Here is a 17,196-nt window from a genome sequence, read left to right as displayed (position 1 = left end):
CGGTTCAGTGAAACCGGCCGCGCAACCGTCCTAGAGTGGAAACTGCGGGTACCGGAGGACCGGTGACCGCCCCCCTCCCGAAAGGACTGCCCATGGCACTTATCAAAGTTGGCACCGAGAACAGCACCGACATCGAGTTGTACTACGAGGACCACGGCGCGGGACAGCCCGTGGTCCTGATCCACGGCTACCCGCTGGACGGCTCCTCGTGGGAGAAGCAGACGGCTGCCCTGCTGGCCGCAGGCTACCGCGTCATCACCTACGACCGCCGCGGCTTCGGCAAGTCCAGCAAACCCACCGAAGGCTACGACTATGACACCTTCGCCGCGGACCTCAACACCCTCCTGACCAGCCTGGACCTCAGTGATGTTGTCCTGGTGGGCTTCTCCATGGGCACCGGGGAGGTGGGCCGCTACCTGGGCACTTACGGCTCGGCCCGCGTGGCCAAGGCAGCGTTCCTGGGTTCCCTGGAACCGTACCTGCTGCAAACCGATGACAACCCCGGCGGTGTTCCGCAGGAAGTCTTCGATGGTCTCAAGGAAGCCGTCACCGTAGACAGGTACGCCTTCTTCACGGAATTCTTCAAGAACTTCTACAACGCCGACACGTTCCTGGGCACGCCCCGGCTCAGCCAGGAAGTCATCGACGCCGGCTGGATCCTTGCTGCCGGCGCCAGCGCCACCGCGTCCGTGGCGGCCCAGCCCACGTGGCTGACCGACTTCCGGGCCGACATTCCCAAAATTGACGTCCCGGCCCTGATTGTGCACGGCACCGCAGACAACATCCTGCCCATCGACTCCACCGGACGCCTGTTCGCGAAGGCCCTGCCCAGCGCCGACTACGTGGAAATCGAAGGTGCCCCGCACGGCCTGCTGTGGACGCACGCGGCAGAGGTGAACGAGGCCCTGCTCGGGTTCCTGGCCAAGTAGGCCCTTAACGCACTGAAACGGGTGGCAGCGGAAGTCCGCTGCCACCCGTTCCATGTGGTGGCCAGTTACATCCGGCCGCTACCCATCCCGCCCATGCCGCCGCCCGGGCCCTGCGCCGCCGTGTATTCGCCGGCGGTCACGGTGCCGGCGCTGGAGGCGCCGTCCAGGGTCCCTTCGCCGAGGCCCGCGCTGACGGTGGCAGTTCCGCCGGTGTACACGGTGTACTCCGCCCCCGCCGTGATGGCCGCCGACGAGAACACCAGCGACTGCGTTGCCTTGGTGGTGACGAAGGCCGCCACCACGGTGCCGGAGGAGTCGGCGAGCTGGATCACGGTGCCCGCTGACACCGTGGAATCCAGGGCAACCTGGACTCCCGACTGGGTGGAGGTGCTGCCCGGGGTTACCACCATCCCGGCGCTGCCGGCGGCGGCAACGGTACCCCCGGTCACGGCCAGTTCGCCGTTGACGTCCAGCGCGCCGTTGCCGCTGTTTGTGGGGCCGTTGACGATCACGGTGCCGCCGGAGATGGACGCGTTGCCGTTGGAATCCAGGCCGTCACCCTGGGCGTTGATTGTCAGCAGGCCGCCGGTCACCTCCACGGTGTAGTCGCCCACCGTCTCGCCGCCGCCCATGCCGCCTTGCGCCGTGCCCGTGGTGGAGCTGCCGCCCGAGGCGTTCACGCCGTCGTCGTTCGAGGTGACGGTGGCCGTGCCGCCCGCTATCACGATGTGCTGTGCCTCGAGGCCTTCCTCCGACTCCGTCACGGTGGTGGTACCGGCCGCGATGGTGAGGGTGTTGAAGGCCTTGACGCCGTCGTCGGCCGCTGAAACGGTCAGGGTGCCGCCGTTGATGAGGACCCAGCCGCGGCCTTCGTCTGTGTCGTTGTCGCTTTTGAAGCCGTCGTCGCCCGCGGTGACCTGGTAGGCGCCGTCGAGGAGGACGGCGTAGTCCTTGCCCACAATTCCGTCATCCGCTGCCTTAATCGTGACGTTGCCGGCCGCCAGGACCAGGCCGTCCTTGCTGGCGATCCCGTCGTTGTAGTTACCGTCCACCGTCAGCGCTCCGGTGCCGGCGATGGTCAGATCGGCCATGGAGTACAGCGCCGCGTTGGGGGCGTCCGTGCCCTGGTCCGTGTAGCTGGTGGCGTCGCTGAGCGCGTTGCTGGTGCCGTCCTCGAGGAACACGATGGCCTCGTCGGCGCTCTGGACCACAAACGGGGAACCGGTGGAGCTGGTGATGTCCGCGCCGGCCAGGATGATCCGGACGGTGTCCTCCTCGCCGGCAGCGACCACCACCTGGCCGTCGGAAAGGGAACCGCTGAGGCGGTAGGTGCCGGCGGTGGTGATGGTCACCGTATCGCCATCCACCGTGACCGCGTCCGACGTTGTGCCGCCGGCCACGGCACTGGCACCGTCCGCCAGCGTGACGGCTACTTCGCTGGCTGCGTCCCAGGTGAGGTCGTCGGCGTCGTAGTGGGTGTCCTCAGCCAGGGTGTCCAGCGAAACGGCCTGCGCCGTCCCGGTGGTGGCCGTGGAACTGCTGCCGGTGGTGGCGCCGCTGACGGACGACACCCCGGTGGGGGTGGTCGCGGCCACTGAGCAGCCTGCCAGGCCGATCGCGGCGGCGAGGGCTGCAACGGAGAGGTATGAACGGAAGCTTTTCATGGTGAAGGTCCTTTGGGGGAAGAAAGAGAGTGGGAGGGTCAGGCTGCGGGCTGGAGGTTCAGCGACCGGCGAAGCGTCCGGTGCCAGCGGTTGGCCGGCAGGTCCGCCCGAAGGGCTGCCATGCCGGTGGCAAACTTTGAAATCCGGGACGGCCGGATGCCGTGGGCCCAGAGGTGCCGGTCCAGCGGGCCGGCAGTGGAACCGGATTTTGTCTCAAGGATGATCGCGTCGGTAAGGACCCAGGACCGGTGGGCCGGCCGCTGCCAGGTCACCCCGGTATCGATCGTGGCCCGGCTGCCGCAGCCCGGCAGGAACAACGTGGTGCGGTGGTATCTGGTTTCCAGGACAGACGCAAGGGTGCCGGCAGGAACGGTGCCGACGGCGGCGGCCAGGGTTTCGCGGACGTAGTCCAGGCCTTCCTCGGTGAGGCGGTCCCGGTCCTCCAGACGGTACGGGATGCGTTCCTTGACGGTGGCTTCCCGGGCGCCCGCGGTTTTGACTTCCAGGAAGCTGATGCCGCTGTCCACGTAGGTGCGGGTGCGGATCTTGTAGCGCCGGCGGCGGCCGTGGGCCGCCAACAGATAGCTGTCCAGGGCTGCCGTGTCGAAGTAGACCGAGTCGTAGGCGAAGCTGCGGGCGCCGTCCATTTCCAGGACGCGGGCCTCGTGGCTGAAGGTGGCCAGCAGGTGGCGGGCCACGGCTGTGGGGACCACGTATTTCCGGTCCACCCGGGTCTGGAGGGCGGCTTCGGCGTTGAGCTCTTCGAGTCCCACCGCGGGCAGGAGGTGCAGGTTGTCCATGGGGACGGCAGCCAGGGTGCTCATGCCGCACCGGTCCCGGCGTGTGCCGCGGCGGGGACGGCCTCGCTGGCGGCGGCCTGCTGGGAGGAAACGGCCTGCCGGGCGGGGTAGATGGGCTCGACGACGGACGCCGGCACCGCAGGCCAGGTTGCCGGCACGTAAGCGTAGCGGACGTCCACAAGTGTTTTGTCGTTCACCAGGTCCAGTTCCTGGACAGTGGCGGAGTGGACCTTGCCGTGCAGGACTGCTTCCAGCCGGGCGAAGAGCTCGCTGTCCTCGGCGATGGCGCGGTCCAGGATCACGCTCTGGTGCCGGTGGGCGGGGAGCACGCGGGGGTGGTCGCCCACAAACATCACCAGCAGGATCAGGGCCATCAGCGAGACGGTCAGCCACAGGGGTTCGATGCCGAGTCCGGCGATCAGGCCCAGGGCCAGGGCCGAGAAGTAGTAGGCCACCTCATGCTGGGCCAGTTCGGTGGACCGGAGCCGGATGATGGAGAGGACCCCGAAGAGTCCCAGCCCCAGGCCCAGGCTCGCTGCCGAGCCGGAGAGGGCGGTGGCAACGGCCAGGACGCCGACGTTCATGCCCAGGTACGACACCACCAGGTCCCGGCGGCGGTGCCGGCGGAGGTAGAGGGCGAAGGTCAGGAGGCTGATGGCGGCAAGGTCTGCCAGGATAAAAATCAGGGGGTTCATGGGATTCTCCGGGTGGGTTCTCGGTGGGCTGGTAACTACGATGCCGGGCAATACTGTGCCGCTGCTGTGACGGAACCTAGCCGGATATATGAGTGCGGGCTGGTGCTGCGCTGGACGTCCGGTCAACGGGGGCTGCGGCGCTTTTGCCGGCGAACAGGTAGCGCTGCTGCACCGTGAAACTGATGGCGAGCAGGGCGATCTCGGCCAGGATCTTGGCGGGAAGCGGGTGGATCCCGCCGGCCTCCAGTGCCCAGATCAGGCCGACATTGGCGGCGAGCAGCACAGTTACCAGGCCGAAGTAGCGCAGGCCGGTGGACCCGGCAGGCTTCTCCCCGCCGTGCCTGAAAACCAGGCGCCGGTTGACCATGAAGTTCACTGCCGAACTGACCGCGCGGGCACCCAGCACCGCCATGAGCAGCGAGTCGACCAGCACGGTCAAAACCAGGAACACCACGGTGTCCACCAGGAACGCGGCGAAGGACGATGCCAGGAACTTGAGCATCGGTGCGTAAATCCGGACCGAATCGGCAAGCGGCCTGAAATGCGAGCCGGAATTGTGGTCCAGGTACACCGTGGCGATCTCCACCGATTGCAGGGCGTAACCGGCGTGCCGGGCCTCCAGCAGCAGGTTCAGCTCGTATTCATACCTGTCACCGCGGACGGTCAGCAGCCACGGAAGCATCGCTGCGGGGTAGCCGCGGAGCCCGGTCTGGGTATCCGGGATGCGCTCGCCGGTGGCCAGGGTAAAGAGGGCCTTGGTGGCTTCGTTGCCGAACCGGCTGCGGGCGGGCACCTCGCCGGTGAAGTTCCGGCTGCCCAGCGCCATGGTGGCCTGGCCCCACGGCGCGGACCTGTTCTGTTGCAGCGTGTTGGCTACTTTCAGGATGTCGTTGGCCCGGTGCTGGCCGTCGCTGTCGGCGCAGACCACGTCGTGGCCGGGAAGGTTTTCCGCCACAAAACCGAAGCCGGTACGCAACGCGAACCCCTTCCCCCTGTTGCGGCCGTAACCGATGACGTGGCACCCGAGTGCCCTGACGGCGTCGAACACGTCCTTGTACGCCGGGCCGCTGCCGTCATCCACCACCACCACGGGGGCGAACGGCTCGGCGTCGCGGAGGGTGCGGATCAGGTCAGGCAGCTGGCCGTCCGGCTCGTAGGCGGGAATGAGGATGATCATGGCCCGGCCCTAGCCTGCGATGTAAAGGATGTCGGAGGTGCCGCGCTCTTTGTTTTCGCCCAGCGGATTGTTGACCAGGGAGCCGTTGAAATACATGGTGGACGACCCGCCGCCGTCGATGTTGTACGCGGTGGTGGCGCCGAGGCCCTGCATGATTTCAGCTAGACCGGTCATGGTGACGCCGGCGCTGTAGCCTGGGCTGCGGCCGTCCACCACCACAAACACCAGATGGTTCCCGTCAATGACGCCGACGGCGGTGCGGGGCTGTTCGCCCTGGATGGAGTGGTTGCCGAAGTTGGTGTCCACCTCCACGTCCTCGATGCCCGCGGCCACTTCGCCGTTGTCCAGGAGGGACGGGCCGAAGGAGAGGGTGTTCCAGACGCCGTCGGCAATCAGCTGGTCGGCGGTGGTGGTGGTCTCGTCGTAGACCTTGACGGTGCCGTCGCGGTAGAACGCCAGTCCTTGCCGGGCGCCCTCGTCGCGGAACACGACGCCGTTGCGGATCACGATGCCGGTGTCCCGGAAGCCGTAATAGTCGCCGTTGATAGCGAAGACGGCATTGTTGTCCGCGGCGATGGCGGAGGTGGTTTCGGTGATGTTTTCACCGAAGCTGTTGTTGGCGAAGGCGGATTGGAGGGTGGTGGCGTCATCGAGGACGACGTCGGCCACGTAGTAGGTGACGGTGCTGTCGCCGGTTCCCGTGGTCACCGTGGAGATGCTGATGTTGGTGTCGCCGGCGGAGTAGGACGTGTCAGTGGTGATGGCGGTGGCCGCAGCATCGGCGGCGGTGTCCGCGGTGGTGGTGCCGGCGGCGCTGTTCTGGCTTGCCTCGTACGCGGAGACGTCTGCGATGGCCACGTGCTGGACCACAAAGCGGTCCAGGGCCCAGGCGGTGGCGCCGCCGGCCGAAAGCGTGAGGGCTACAGACCCTGCAATGACGGCCCGCCTGAGGCGGCCCGGCCTACGTGTTGGTTTGTGCTGAGGAGTCATTCCTCATTTTTAGGCGGCCAAGTTAGGAAGCTGATTTGCCGGATATGTGCGGGGCCTGTGAAACCGGATCGGGGCACAGCTGCAGTGCCATGATCTGGAGCTCCGCGGGCCGGAACGGTTTGGTCAGGTATGCGTCAGCGCCGGATGCCATGCCTGCAAGGATGTCGTCACTTTCGGACCTGGCGGTGAGGAACAGCAGCGGCGCTTTGCTCAGGGCCCTGATCGCCCGGGCCACCACGTGCCCGTCCATGTCCGGCAGGCCCATGTCCAGGGTGATCAGGGCGACGGCGGGATCCGCTGCCGCGGCGATGCCGGCGGCGCCGGTGGCCACGGCCCGGACCTCGAACCCGGCGCGGCCCAGGACCAGGGTGATGAGTCCCCTGATGTCGTCATTGTCCTCAATGACGAGGCAGATGCGTTGCTGTTTCATGAGGCCCCCGGCAAGATTTTGCACCAGTCTACCGTTGGAAGGTGCCCGTGTGGTGTTACGTCCCGCGTCTTGACGTGGTGCTGGCCGGAGCCCCCTGCGGGGCGCCGGCCAGCACTGCGTGCCGGTGTTTAGCTGGCGGCGCCGGCGAAGGCTGTGCGTTTGGCTTCCTCGCGGGCTTCGATGGCTTCCGCCTGGGCGAGGACCTGCTCCGCATCGTCCCGGCGGACCACCACCACGCCGTCGGCGTCGGCGATGACCAGGTCGCCGGGTGACACCACGACGCCGTCGATCGCCACCGGGATCTGCAGCCGGCCCGGGCCGAACTTGTAGGGTCCGGCAGGGGTAACGGAGCGGGCGAAGACCGGCAGCCCGCATTCGGCCAGGGCATCGGCATCGCGGACGGCGCCGTCGATCACGAAGCCGGCCACGCCTTGGTTCCGGGCGCGGATGCCGATCATGTCGCCGATGAGGGCGCGGGACTGGTCGCCGCCACCGTTGACCACAATCACATCGCCCGGCTGCACTTCTTCGAGCGCCTTGTGGATGTAGAGGTTGTCCCCGGGCCTGGTCCACACCGTGTAGGCGGGCCCGGCCAGCCTGGCGCCGGGCCAGGAGGGTGAGAGGGCCGAGGCCACGCCGATCCGTTCCTGGGCGTCGCTGATGTTGGCGGCGGGAATGGCCGCCAGTCGCTGCACCAGTTCAGCGGTGGACAGGGGAGAGCTGAGGTCTGCCTGCATGGTATCGCCGGCCTTTCTGGAGGAGTCCACGGTTACTGCTGCTTCAGGAGTTCATCGATGACGGGCTTGATGGTGGATTCGCGCTCTTCCCAGAGCTTGGCTACGTCGCTGCTGGACTTCCAGGCGGGCTGGGTGGCCGCACCCTTGAGCTTTTCCTGCACGGCCGGAGTTTCCGTGGCCTTCTTCAGCGCGGACTCGAGCTTTGCCACAACGTCCTTGGGCGTTTTGGACGGAACGGAGAGGGCGAAGTTGCTGGCCATCGGCTTGACGTCGTAGCCGGAGCCCTTCAGCGTGGGAACCTCCGGGGCGAACGGGCTTGCAGCGTCCTCGACGACGGTCAGGAGCTTGATGTCACCGGATTTGTACTGGCCGTAAAAGCTCGAGACGCCGCCCAGGGCGAAATCGGTCTCACCGGAGACGATGGCTGCGACCTTGTCCGCGCCACTGTTGTAATGCACGATGTTGAAGTCCAGGCCAAGCTGGTCCTCGAGGAGGCGCAGGTTGATGTGGTCATCTCCTGCGCGGGAGTCGGTGCCCACGGTGATCTTGCCCGGTTCGGCCTTGACGGCGTCGAACAGTTCCTTGATGGTTTTGTACTTGCTGTCCTTGTTGACGCCGATCACCACGGAGTTGGTGGCGAACGAGCCGATGGGGGTGAAGCTGCCGCGGTCGAAGGCGGCTTTTTTGGACGGGTCAAGGTAGCGGCCAAGGATGGAGGGGATGTTGGTGTTGCCGAAGGTGAGGCCGTCCGGCTTGGCCTGGGCCACATAGTTCAGGCCCACTACCTGGCTGCCGCCTTCCTTGTTGACCACCTTGATGTTGGCGCCCAGGTCCTCCTGCATCACAGGAGCAATGATGCGGGCCAGGATGTCGTTGCCGGCGCCGGCTGCGGACGGGACGATCCACTCGATGGTGGAGCCGGCTTTGGGGAAGTCGGCGGCAGCGGTGCTGGATGCCGGCTGTCCGCCGCAGCCTGTGAGGGCCAGGGCAACGGATGCGGCCAGTGCGGCGGTGGCGGTCAGTGCGGGGATTTTTTTCATTTCGCAAGCTCCTTTGATGCGACAGGGGTGATGGTCTTTTTCTTCAGCATGGAAGCGATGAGGGGGCGGACGGCGCCGAACAGGATGGCCAGGACGATGACGCCGATCAGGGTGAGGCTGATGGGGCCCTGCAGGAACACGTTGTAGTCGCCGCGGGACAGGGCCAGGGACCGCTGGAAGTTCTCTTCCAGCAACGGGCCCAGGATGAGTCCCAGGACCAGCGGCGTGAGCGGGACCTTGACCAGCTGGAAGACGTAGCCCAGCAGGCCGGCGCCCAGCATGATCAGGATGTCGAAGGCGCTGCCGTTGATGGAGTAGGTGCCCAGGAACATAAAGGCCAGGATGGCGGCCATGAGGTAGTGGAACGGAACCTTCAGCACGGCGATCCAGACCCGGGCCAGCGGCACGTTAAGGACCAGCAGGATCAGGTTGCCCACAATGAGGCTGGCGATGATGGCCCAGGCCACGTCCGGGTTGTCCCGGAACAGCAGCGGCCCGGGGATAAGCCCGTTCATGGTGAACGCGCCGGCCATGATGGCCACCGTGGCGGAGGTGGGGATGCCCAGGGTGAACAGCGGGATCATCGAGGACACTGCCAGGGCGTTGTTTGCCGATTCCGGTCCGGCGATGCCTTCCACCGCGCCCCGGCCGAATTCCTTGGAGCGCTTGGAGAGTTTTTTCTCCGCGGCGTAGGAGGCCAGTGAGGTGGCGGCGCCCGGAGAGCCCGGGAGCAGGCCCATAAAGAAGCCGATAACCGATCCGCGCAGGGACGGCAGTGCGGAGCGCCGCAGGTCGGTGCGGGTGGGCAGCAGCCTTGCGACCTTGAGCGGACTCGGCACTCCCAGGGGGCCCTTCTGGGCCTGGCCCAGGACTTCGCTGAGGCCAAAGACGCCCATCACGATGGCCACGAGGCCCAGCCCGTCGAACAGTTCTGGCATGTCAAACGTGAAGCGGGCGATTCCGACACCGGAGTCCACCCCGACGGTGGCGATGGCCAGGCCGGCCGCGGCGCTGAGCAGGGCCTTGGCGGGGTTCGAGCCGGCGAAGCTGGTGATCAGGGCGAAGCCCAGGAGGGAGACGAGGAACAGTTCCGGGGCGCCGAATTCCAGGGCGAGGCGGCTGAACGGGGCCACCACCACAAACCCGACGACGCCGATCAGTCCGCCCACAAAGGAGGCGAGGGCCGCGATCACCAGGGCCGGTCCGCCCCGTCCCTGCTTGGCCATCTGGTAGCCGTCAAGGGTGGTGGCGATGGAGGATGCTTCGCCCGGGATCCGCAGCAGGACCGCCGTCGTGGTTCCGCCATAGGCCGCGCCATACAGGATGGCGGCCAGCATGATGATCGCCGACGTGGCGTCCAAGCCGAAGGTCACCGGGATGAGCAGGGACACCGCCGCAGCCGGGCCGAAGCCCGGAAGTACGCCCACCAGCATGCCGAGCACGCAGCCGATCAGGGCAAACAGGAGGTGTTCGGGAGTGAATACGGTGGCCAGGCCACCCAGAAGCTGGTCAAAACCCATGGCTACAGCCCCAGTCCGGCGAGGAAGTCGATGCTGGCGGTAGGCAGCGCCGTACCCAGCCACACTTCAAAAACAAGGCGGGACGCCAGCGCGGCGCCGACAGCCACCAGGACCGCCAGCCACAGTTTCCGCTTGCTGACGAGGAAGAGGATGGAGCCCAGCATCAGGGTCATCACGATGGTGTAGCCCAGGTAGGGCAGCAGCAGCGCGGCCAGCAGGATCGCGGCGGCGATGATCCCCACGCGGGCAATGCCCTGCCGGTCCGGGAAGTCCGCTTCCGGTTCCTCGCTGTTGTCGTCATCAAGCAGCGACACCAGTGCCGAACCGGAATCGTGGTGCGGCGGTACGGACTCCAGTATGTCGCCGATGGCGGGTGCTGCGGCAGCCGTTTTGCGAGCCGCTGCGAGCTGGAGGAGCCAGAGCACACCGGCCAGGGCCATCAGGGTGCCGGCCACTGTTGGGAAGAACCCGGCGCCCACGCCGGACGTGTTGGTAAGGCCATAACCGGCACCCACCACTGCTATGGCCAGGCCCCCGGCGACGGCCGCGGAGGCAACCGTCCATTCAAGCGCAACAGGTGCGTTGAGGGTTTGCATCTTTGTTGTCCGCCTCTCTGCGGCAAAGTGGAGAAAATAGGTGAAGCAGGATTGGTCCTTAACCGTTCTTGCAATCTTGCACAGGATTGCATGTCCGTGGCATAGTGTCAAGCATCACATCGAATGGAACGCGGATCTCAAAGGGGAGCCAGAGTGAGTTTCAAAGCAGTAGTTGCCAGCAGTACGGTCAGGCTGAGCGCTTCCGAGGAGCGCGCCATGAACGTGCTGATGTCCGGGGATATGGCGGGCATCCCGGCCGCTGAAGTGGCCGAACGGGCCCGGACCCATGAATCCACGGTGGTTCGCCTGGCAAAGAAGCTGGGCTACCGGGGCTACCCGGAGTTGCGGGCAGACCTGCGCAGGGACGAAGAGGAGACGGTTCCCAGCGCCACCGTGATGCGCGGGGAATCGGGCCATGACCTGACAGCCTTTATCGCCGACGAGATCAGGGCGCTGAAGCGGCTGCCGCATTTTGTGCCGCAGGAAGACCTGGACGCTGCCGCCAAGGCGCTGCACGTCTCCAGCGTGGTGTACCTGTACTCAAAAAACGATGAACGGCCCACCCTTGAACTGCTTGCCCGCCGGCTGCGGCGGCTGGGCCTGGCAACCGTCCTGCTGGGCGCCACCCCGAAGGACCTCGCGGAAGGCTTCGTCAGCTTCGACGAAAACAGCGCCCTCATAGCGCTGGCGCTGCGGGAAGCGCCGCTGCACCTTCCCACCCTCATCTCCGAGGCGGCGCGGCGCGGCGGCCGGAGCATTGTGCTTTCCGACGTTCCGGGTTACCGTTTCCGGCCCAGCCCGGACCACCTGCTTGCCGCCCGGCGCGGGGACGACACCGAATACCGGACCCAGCTGATTCCCATGGCGCTTGCCTACGCCCTGCAGCTGGCCATCTTCCACCTCGATCCGGACCGCTACCAGGCCACCCGCGACAGCATCGATGACCTGACCAGGCTGTTGGGGGGAGCGGACGAAATACCGCTGCGCCCGTGAGCCATGCAGGCTGGCGGACGGCCCTGAGCGGCCAAGCCATCCTGGCCCAGGCCTCGTGGGTGGGCATCCGGCTCATCATCGGCTACCGTGCGCTCGCCGCCGGGGCAGACCCGGTCTTCCTGGGCGCCCTCGCGTCAAGCTTCGCCCTTCCTGCGCTGCTTGCCGCCTTCCCCGTGGGGAGGCTGGCGGACAAAGTGGGCGGGATTGTGCTGGCTTTTACCGGGTTGCTGCTTGCGGCGGGCGGGACGGGCCTGATGCTGCTGGTGCCGGGACTGCCCGTGTTGTTGCTGGCCAGTGCCGTGATTGGCCTGGGCCACCTGATGGTCATGGTGGGGCAGCAGGCCTTTGTGGCGCACGTCAGCCACGGCGCCTCCAGGGACAGCGCGTTCGGAACGCTCACTGCCGCGGCCTCGATCGGACAACTGGTGGGACCGCCCGCTGTCACCTTCGCGGCCGCGGCCACTGTGCCCGGCGGCAATCCTCCGGACACCAGCCTTGGCCTGTTGGTGTGCCTGGCATTCAGCACGCTGGCCCTGCCGGCCTACTTTTTCCTCCGCCGCACCGATGCGGGGCTGCGGAAGAACCGGCGGCAGGCGGGGGCGCCCCGGGCCAGTGCGGCCACGGTGCTGAAGACCCCCGGGCTGTGGCGGTCCCTGGTGGTCAGCGGAGCAGTGCTGGTGACCGTTGACCTGATGTATGCGTTCGTCCCCGTGTGGGCGTCGGAGCAAAATGTCAGTGCGCCGGTAGTGGGAATGCTCCTTGCCCTGCGCGCGGCCGTGTCAGTCGCCAGCAGGCTCGGGCTGACGCGCCTGATCGATAAATTCGGCCGCAAGGCAATGCTGATGGTTTCCATCGGTGCGGCAGTGCTCTCGCTCGCCGCGCTGCCCCTGGTGGGTGCCCCCGGCGCCATTGCGGTGATGGTGGGCCTTGGCCTTGGCCTGGGTATTCCGCAGCCTCTGACCATGGCCTGGGTGGTGGCGCTGACCGCCTCGTCGAGCCACGGCGCAGTCCTGGGGCTGCGGATGAGCGTCAACCGCCTGGCGCAGGTTACTTTGCCCGTCGCGGTCGGAGCTTTTGCGGCGCCGCTGGGCGTCCTGGGAATCTTCTGGGCCAACGCCGCGCTCCTGGTCGGAGCAGTCGTGGTGGTGGGCGGTTCCAACGTCGGCTCCCTGCCGCCCCGGGAGGCGGACGGTGGCGGGTCCTAGCCGTCGTAGTGGGTTTTGGCCGGGCCCTGGCCCAGGGAATTGACCACCGCGGTGGCCACGTCATGCAGCTTCGAATTCCGGGTGCTGGAAGCGGTCCGCAGGATTTCGAAGGCCTCCTGCTGGCTGCACCGGTTCTGCGCCATGATGATGCCCACGGCCATGTCGATCTGGGTCCTTGATTCCAGTGTGGCCCGCAGGTTGGCTGCGGTTTCGCTGTAATGCGCAAAACGGACAGCCAGCCGCAGGGCCAGCGACGTTTGCTTAACAAATTCTTCGGCAAATTTCAGCACCCGGCCCGCAAAGCGGTTGGGCCGGCTGGAATAGAGCAGCAAAGCGGCCTTGGTTTCGCCCTCAAGTTCGAAAGGCAGGGCCAGGACCGACCGGACGCCTTCCGCCAGGACTGCCGTCGAGTAGTCCGCCCAGTGGACGTCCCCGCTCACGTCGCGGACATGGACCGTTTCGCGGCCGAGGGAGGCGGACATGCTGGGTGTGTGCGAAAACTCGTGTTCGAGCTGGCCCAGGCCATCGGCCCCCGGGCTGCTGGCAACAGTGGTGGCGGCCTTGCGCGGCCGCAGCAACGTGATGGCGCACAGGATCTCGTCGCCCGGCTCGGAGAGGTTGCGGGCAGAAACCTGCGCAAGTTCGCTCAGGAAGTCCTCCACGTCGGAACTGCTGAGGACCAGTTCATGGAGGTGCTCTGTGATGGATGTATCGGGTTTTGCAGTTGACTCGCCGGCCACGATTTTCTGGTGCCAATCGCTCAGGTCAAAACGAGCCAGCAACCCACAGCGGTTCCGCGTGCAACGGGGAACGGGTGACGGTCGCTGGATCGACGAACTTTCCAACGGCCTTCTGCTAAGCCGGTATCCAAAATTATATACACGCGCCAGCCGCTGAAACTGCACCGTCACGGATTGGGCGGCGCCGCGGCAAAAAGTGAGTACCAGGTGGTGAAACCAAGAGGTCGCCGGCAGGAGCTGTGCCAAAAGACCAGTACCACTACGCGTTGTTCGCGTTCCCATCGCCCGGAAGTATGAGCGTCATCGAGCAGCCAAACGCCAGGATCCCACAGCGGGCCCGGTCGCTGTGAGTCTCATCATCGCTCTTACTTTCAGACAAAGGAGTCCTACTCATGCGCACAATGACGAAGAAGAACAAGGTCCTCGCAACTGCTGGAGCGCTCGCACTGGTGGCCGGCGGCGGCGGCGCAGCCTACGCCTACTGGACCACGACGGGCTCGGGCAGTGGCACTGCCACCAACGCCACGGCCAATGGCACCCTGGCGCTGACGGCAACTTTCGCGGCTGGTCTTGCGCCGGGCAACGAGGCCAGTGTCGCCTACACGGCTGCCAACACCAACACAACAGGCTCCAGGGTGGGCGCCCTGACCGCCACCGTAAGCACGAGCGATCCCACGAACTGCAAGGCCTCCTGGTTTGAGGTCACCGCTGTCACATCCAACTCCCTCGTTGCGGCCGGTGCGTCCAATGTCTCCGTGGGCAGCGGAGTGCTGAAGTTCAACAACAGCGACGAGAACCAGGACGCGTGCAAGGGCGCCGTCGTAACCATCACGGTGGGCAGCGTCTAACAGGCTTCGCCGGCGGGGGAGGACCTGATCCTTCCCCGCCGGCGATTTCCAACCTGCCCGCAACTCCCAGACCAAACCAGAAGGGCAAGACGTGCAGAACGAATCCGGGTACTTCCGCACTGCCATGCGAAGAACCACTACAGCAGTCAAAGTGCTGCTGGTGGGGCTTCTGGTGATGCTCGTTTCGGCCGGCACCATCTTCGCTGCCAGCCAGGGCGGGAGCCAGGGCAGCACCAAAAAGGGCGTCACCATCCAGGCCACTCCCGCCAGCCGGACGGTTGACCAGGGCGATACTGTCACCTATTCCGTGGCACTGACCTCGGCCAACGGCTTCAGCGGCACCGTCACTCCCACTGTTTCGGGACTTCCGGCCAGCACGACGGCGGTCTTCGCGCCGGCGTCGGTCACGCTGGGTTCCGGAAAGGCCGCCACGGTTGTGCTCACCGTGGCAACGTCAGCCACCACCCCGAACGGCAAAGCGGACCTCACCCTTTCCACCAACGCCGGCGACAGCCAGGCCGCCGGCGTTGTGGTCCAACTGTTCGTCCAGGCCGCCAAGAAGACGTTCAGCATCTCAGGCAACCTCGGCCAGCTGCTCACCCCCGGATCCACGCTCCCGCTCAATCCATCCTTCGCCAACCCGAACAACAAAACCCTGGCGCTGTCCAACCTGTCGGTGACGATCGCCGGCATCACCAGGACCCAGGCAGCCGTCGCGGCGGGGCTTCCCTGCACCATGGCGGACTACGTGGTGACCAACTACAGCGGAGGCTATCCACTGACCCTTCCGGTCGGGCCCAGCACCCTCAGCAACCTCAAATCGTCGTCGGCAGTGTGGCCGAAAATCACCATGCTGGACACGGCGCTGAACCAGGATGGCTGCAAGGGCGCCACGCTTCAGCTCGCCTACTCCGCCGTAGGGGAAGGGAACTGAGATGACATCCGGACGACACAGGGCAGCCACCGGGCGCTTCACAGCCACCACCATAAAGTCTGCGTCGCGGCCTGCGCCCCGAAAGCTGGCTGCCAGGACTGCGGCGGCAACCCTCACGCTGTGCCTGGCGACGGGCGCGGGCGGTGCCTACGCCTACTGGGCACTGCTGGGCTCGGGTACCGGTTCCGCCACCAACGGCACCATGGCAGCTGTCACGGCGCAGGCGCTCGTGGCAGGCGACAGCCCGCAAACCACCCTCGTCCCGGGCGGCACCGCCGATGTTGCCGTCCGGGCGTTCAACCCCAACAGCTACGCCGTGCAGGTTTACGCCATCACGGGCAGCGGCGCGGCCACGGCAGACGCCGCCCACGCGACCTGCCTCACCACCGGGGTGACATTCGTTGCTCCTGAGGCGCCGCTGGCCCCGCCGGTCACTATTGCAGCCAACTCGACGGCGCTGATCACCCTGCCCGGCGCCGCAGCCATGTCCACGGCATCAGCCTCAGTGTGCCAAGGCGCCACATTCAGCCTGCCCGTCACCCTGGAGGCCCGCAAATGAACCGTACAGCCAGGACCCGGATCGCCTGCGTGGTCACGGCGGCGCTCGCCGTTACGTGGGGTGGGCCGGCGGCCAACGCCTACTGGCAGGCCCTGGGCAGCAACGCCGGAGCAGCCCGCGCTGATTCATTACAGGCCGTGGCAGCACCCATAGCATCGGCATCTGCCGGTGCCGCTTCGGTCAGCTGGCAGCAGGGCACGACGGCGGCGGGCCGCCCGGTTGCCCGCTACACCGTTGCGCGTTACCCGTCAGCTGCCGGTGGCACCAAGGTTGCCGCCGGGGGAGCATGCGCCGGAAACATCGCTGCGCTCACCTGTACCGAGGCCGCCCTGCCGGCCGGCACCTGGTACTACACCGTCACGCCCGTCCTCGGCGCCTGGGCCGGGGCGGAATCGGCACGCAGCATAGGTGTTGCTGCTGCAGACACCACACCACCAGCTACGCCAACAATCAGCGCACCGGCGCTGATCACCAGCAGCACTGTCGGGGGTGTCCAGGTCAGCGGCAACGCCGAGCCGTTGTCATCGGTGACGATTACCGCCAAGGACGCTGGCGCAGTGCACTCGGTTCCGAAAACAGTCTTTGCCGACAGCTTGGGCCAGTGGAGTGCGGTGATGGACCTGACCACGCTCAACGACCCGACGGTCACTTATTCGGTGGTCGCCGCGGATGCAGCGGGCAACGTCAGTGTTGTTGCCGGGACGGCTACCTCGAGCAAGGACACCACGGCGCCGCGGGTAACAGGTGTTTTGCTTACCAACGGCGGAACTCAGTTCACTCCCGACGCTGGTGACAAAGTTACCTTGTCATTCTCGGAGCAGTTGCTTCCCGCAAGCATTTGCAGCACCTGGCAGGACACCCCTGGCAGCCAAACAGCGAACGGCACCGTCACCATAACCGCCGGCAACTCGCTGAGATTCACCAGTACCGATGCTGCATGCCCCTCCGCCAGGTTCGGGACGGTGGCCCTGAACGCCAGCTACTCGACGGGAGGCGACCTGAGCTTCAATGCCGTCCTGGTCTGGAACCCCGGCACTTCGCAACCGCAGCTTACTGTCACCCTCGGCAGTTTGATCACCGGCGCCCGGGATCCAAAAAGTGGCAATGTCACGCCAACTTACACCCCGCCGGCCGGGCTGACGGACCGCAACGGTTACCCGCTACCGACGACGCCGTTCACGGGGGCTAACTCGAGGTTCTGACTCCCCGCCAGCACCATGCCAGCCTCCGGTCCCCTCCCGGCGGCTGGCATTGTGCTGACCCTTATGGGCAGAATGAAGCACGCACCGGCGTTGCCGGAGGCTGACCCCAACACAGTGGCGATGACGCCGCGGAGGGA

Annotated in this window: 18 protein-coding genes; 7 read left to right on the top strand and 11 right to left on the bottom strand. The window is 66.4% G+C overall.

Translation table 11 applies throughout. From position 1 onward, the window contains the following. The first annotated feature begins 92 nt into the window (after window positions 1-92). The gene (locus ACRB8A_RS16260; protein WP_432245111.1) at window positions 93-929 is read left to right on the top strand and encodes an alpha/beta fold hydrolase; all 837 of its coding nucleotides are present in this window, start codon (window positions 93-95) and stop codon (window positions 927-929) included. Between the two features lie 65 nt (window positions 930-994). Here ACRB8A_RS16260 and ACRB8A_RS16255 read toward each other — a convergent pair whose 3' ends face one another. The 10 genes from ACRB8A_RS16255 to ACRB8A_RS16210 form a co-directional block, all read right to left on the bottom strand. Further along, window positions 995-2,593 carry a carbohydrate-binding domain-containing protein gene (locus ACRB8A_RS16255; RefSeq protein WP_432245110.1) on the bottom strand — a complete coding sequence of 533 codons (1,599 nt, stop codon included), beginning with the start codon at window positions 2,591-2,593 and terminating at the stop codon, window positions 995-997. Between the two features lie 38 nt (window positions 2,594-2,631). Then, on the bottom strand, window positions 2,632-3,417 hold the full coding sequence (locus ACRB8A_RS16250) for a polyphosphate polymerase domain-containing protein (RefSeq protein ID WP_432245109.1): 786 nt from the start codon (window positions 3,415-3,417) through the stop codon (window positions 2,632-2,634). Then, a complete protein-coding gene (locus tag ACRB8A_RS16245) occupies window positions 3,414-4,088 on the bottom strand; it encodes a DUF4956 domain-containing protein (protein ID WP_432245108.1) in 675 nt (224 codons plus the stop codon). Before ACRB8A_RS16245 ends, ACRB8A_RS16250 begins: the two co-directional genes overlap by 4 nt. Before the next feature lie 76 nt (window positions 4,089-4,164). Continuing rightward, a complete protein-coding gene (locus ACRB8A_RS16240; RefSeq protein ID WP_432245107.1) occupies window positions 4,165-5,265 on the bottom strand; it encodes a GtrA family protein in 1,101 nt (366 codons plus the stop codon). A gap of 9 nt (window positions 5,266-5,274) precedes the next feature. After that, the gene (locus ACRB8A_RS16235) at window positions 5,275-6,255 is read right to left on the bottom strand and encodes a phosphodiester glycosidase family protein (protein ID WP_432245106.1); all 981 of its coding nucleotides are present in this window, start codon (window positions 6,253-6,255) and stop codon (window positions 5,275-5,277) included. A 22-nt stretch (window positions 6,256-6,277) separates the two neighbouring features. Further along, window positions 6,278-6,685: a response regulator transcription factor gene (locus ACRB8A_RS16230; RefSeq protein ID WP_050685100.1), complete on the bottom strand. Its 408-nt coding sequence runs from the start codon at window positions 6,683-6,685 to the stop codon at window positions 6,278-6,280. A gap of 128 nt (window positions 6,686-6,813) precedes the next feature. Next, window positions 6,814-7,452 carry an RraA family protein gene (locus ACRB8A_RS16225; protein WP_432245105.1) on the bottom strand — a complete coding sequence of 213 codons (639 nt, stop codon included), beginning with the start codon at window positions 7,450-7,452 and terminating at the stop codon, window positions 6,814-6,816. Window positions 7,453-7,454: 2 nt separating this feature from the next. Continuing rightward, window positions 7,455-8,462 carry a Bug family tripartite tricarboxylate transporter substrate binding protein gene (locus tag ACRB8A_RS16220; RefSeq protein ID WP_056601298.1) on the bottom strand — a complete coding sequence of 336 codons (1,008 nt, stop codon included), beginning with the start codon at window positions 8,460-8,462 and terminating at the stop codon, window positions 7,455-7,457. Continuing rightward, a complete protein-coding gene (locus ACRB8A_RS16215; RefSeq protein ID WP_050685102.1) occupies window positions 8,459-9,982 on the bottom strand; it encodes a tripartite tricarboxylate transporter permease in 1,524 nt (507 codons plus the stop codon). Before ACRB8A_RS16215 ends, ACRB8A_RS16220 begins: the two co-directional genes overlap by 4 nt. Window positions 9,983-9,984: 2 nt before the next feature. Beyond that, window positions 9,985-10,578 carry a tripartite tricarboxylate transporter TctB family protein gene (locus tag ACRB8A_RS16210; protein ID WP_050685103.1) on the bottom strand — a complete coding sequence of 198 codons (594 nt, stop codon included), beginning with the start codon at window positions 10,576-10,578 and terminating at the stop codon, window positions 9,985-9,987. A 153-nt stretch (window positions 10,579-10,731) separates the two neighbouring features. On the opposite strand from ACRB8A_RS16210, the gene ACRB8A_RS16205 reads away from it, so the two are divergent. Together ACRB8A_RS16205 and ACRB8A_RS16200 are read left to right on the top strand one after the other, a co-directional pair. Continuing rightward, complete coding sequence (locus ACRB8A_RS16205; RefSeq protein WP_162242826.1) at window positions 10,732-11,571, top strand: MurR/RpiR family transcriptional regulator; 840 nt, start codon at window positions 10,732-10,734, stop codon at window positions 11,569-11,571. Then, window positions 11,568-12,776 carry an MFS transporter gene (locus ACRB8A_RS16200; RefSeq protein WP_050685105.1) on the top strand — a complete coding sequence of 403 codons (1,209 nt, stop codon included), beginning with the start codon at window positions 11,568-11,570 and terminating at the stop codon, window positions 12,774-12,776. The genes ACRB8A_RS16205 and ACRB8A_RS16200 overlap by 4 nt, the downstream gene beginning before the upstream one ends. Here ACRB8A_RS16200 and ACRB8A_RS16195 read toward each other — a convergent pair. Continuing rightward, entirely contained in the window at window positions 12,773-13,516 is a 744-nt protein-coding gene (locus tag ACRB8A_RS16195; protein ID WP_432245104.1) for a GAF and ANTAR domain-containing protein, read from the bottom strand. The two genes, ACRB8A_RS16200 and ACRB8A_RS16195, sit on opposite strands and share 4 nt — an antisense overlap. 392 nt (window positions 13,517-13,908) lie before the next feature. Between ACRB8A_RS16195 and ACRB8A_RS16190 the strand changes: the two genes are divergently transcribed. The 4 genes from ACRB8A_RS16190 to ACRB8A_RS16175 all read left to right on the top strand — a co-directional run bounded on the left by ACRB8A_RS16190 (window position 13,909) and on the right by ACRB8A_RS16175 (window position 17,059). Beyond that, complete coding sequence (locus tag ACRB8A_RS16190; RefSeq protein ID WP_285241729.1) at window positions 13,909-14,364, top strand: hypothetical protein; 456 nt, start codon at window positions 13,909-13,911, stop codon at window positions 14,362-14,364. A gap of 91 nt (window positions 14,365-14,455) precedes the next feature. After that, window positions 14,456-15,298 carry a hypothetical protein gene (locus tag ACRB8A_RS16185; RefSeq protein ID WP_432245103.1) on the top strand — a complete coding sequence of 281 codons (843 nt, stop codon included), beginning with the start codon at window positions 14,456-14,458 and terminating at the stop codon, window positions 15,296-15,298. Window position 15,299: 1 nt separating this feature from the next. After that, complete coding sequence (locus ACRB8A_RS16180) at window positions 15,300-15,857, top strand: hypothetical protein (protein ID WP_432245102.1); 558 nt, start codon at window positions 15,300-15,302, stop codon at window positions 15,855-15,857. Beyond that, window positions 15,854-17,059 carry a hypothetical protein gene (locus ACRB8A_RS16175; protein ID WP_432245101.1) on the top strand — a complete coding sequence of 402 codons (1,206 nt, stop codon included), beginning with the start codon at window positions 15,854-15,856 and terminating at the stop codon, window positions 17,057-17,059. Before ACRB8A_RS16180 ends, ACRB8A_RS16175 begins: the two co-directional genes overlap by 4 nt. The last annotated feature ends 137 nt before the right edge of the window (window positions 17,060-17,196 follow it).

This window comes from Arthrobacter sp. G.S.26 (assembly GCF_050847375.1).
Classification (GTDB): domain Bacteria; phylum Actinomycetota; class Actinomycetes; order Actinomycetales; family Micrococcaceae; genus Arthrobacter.
Note: the sequence above shows the minus strand (reverse complement) of the source record. Positions and strands in the feature narration are given on the sequence as shown.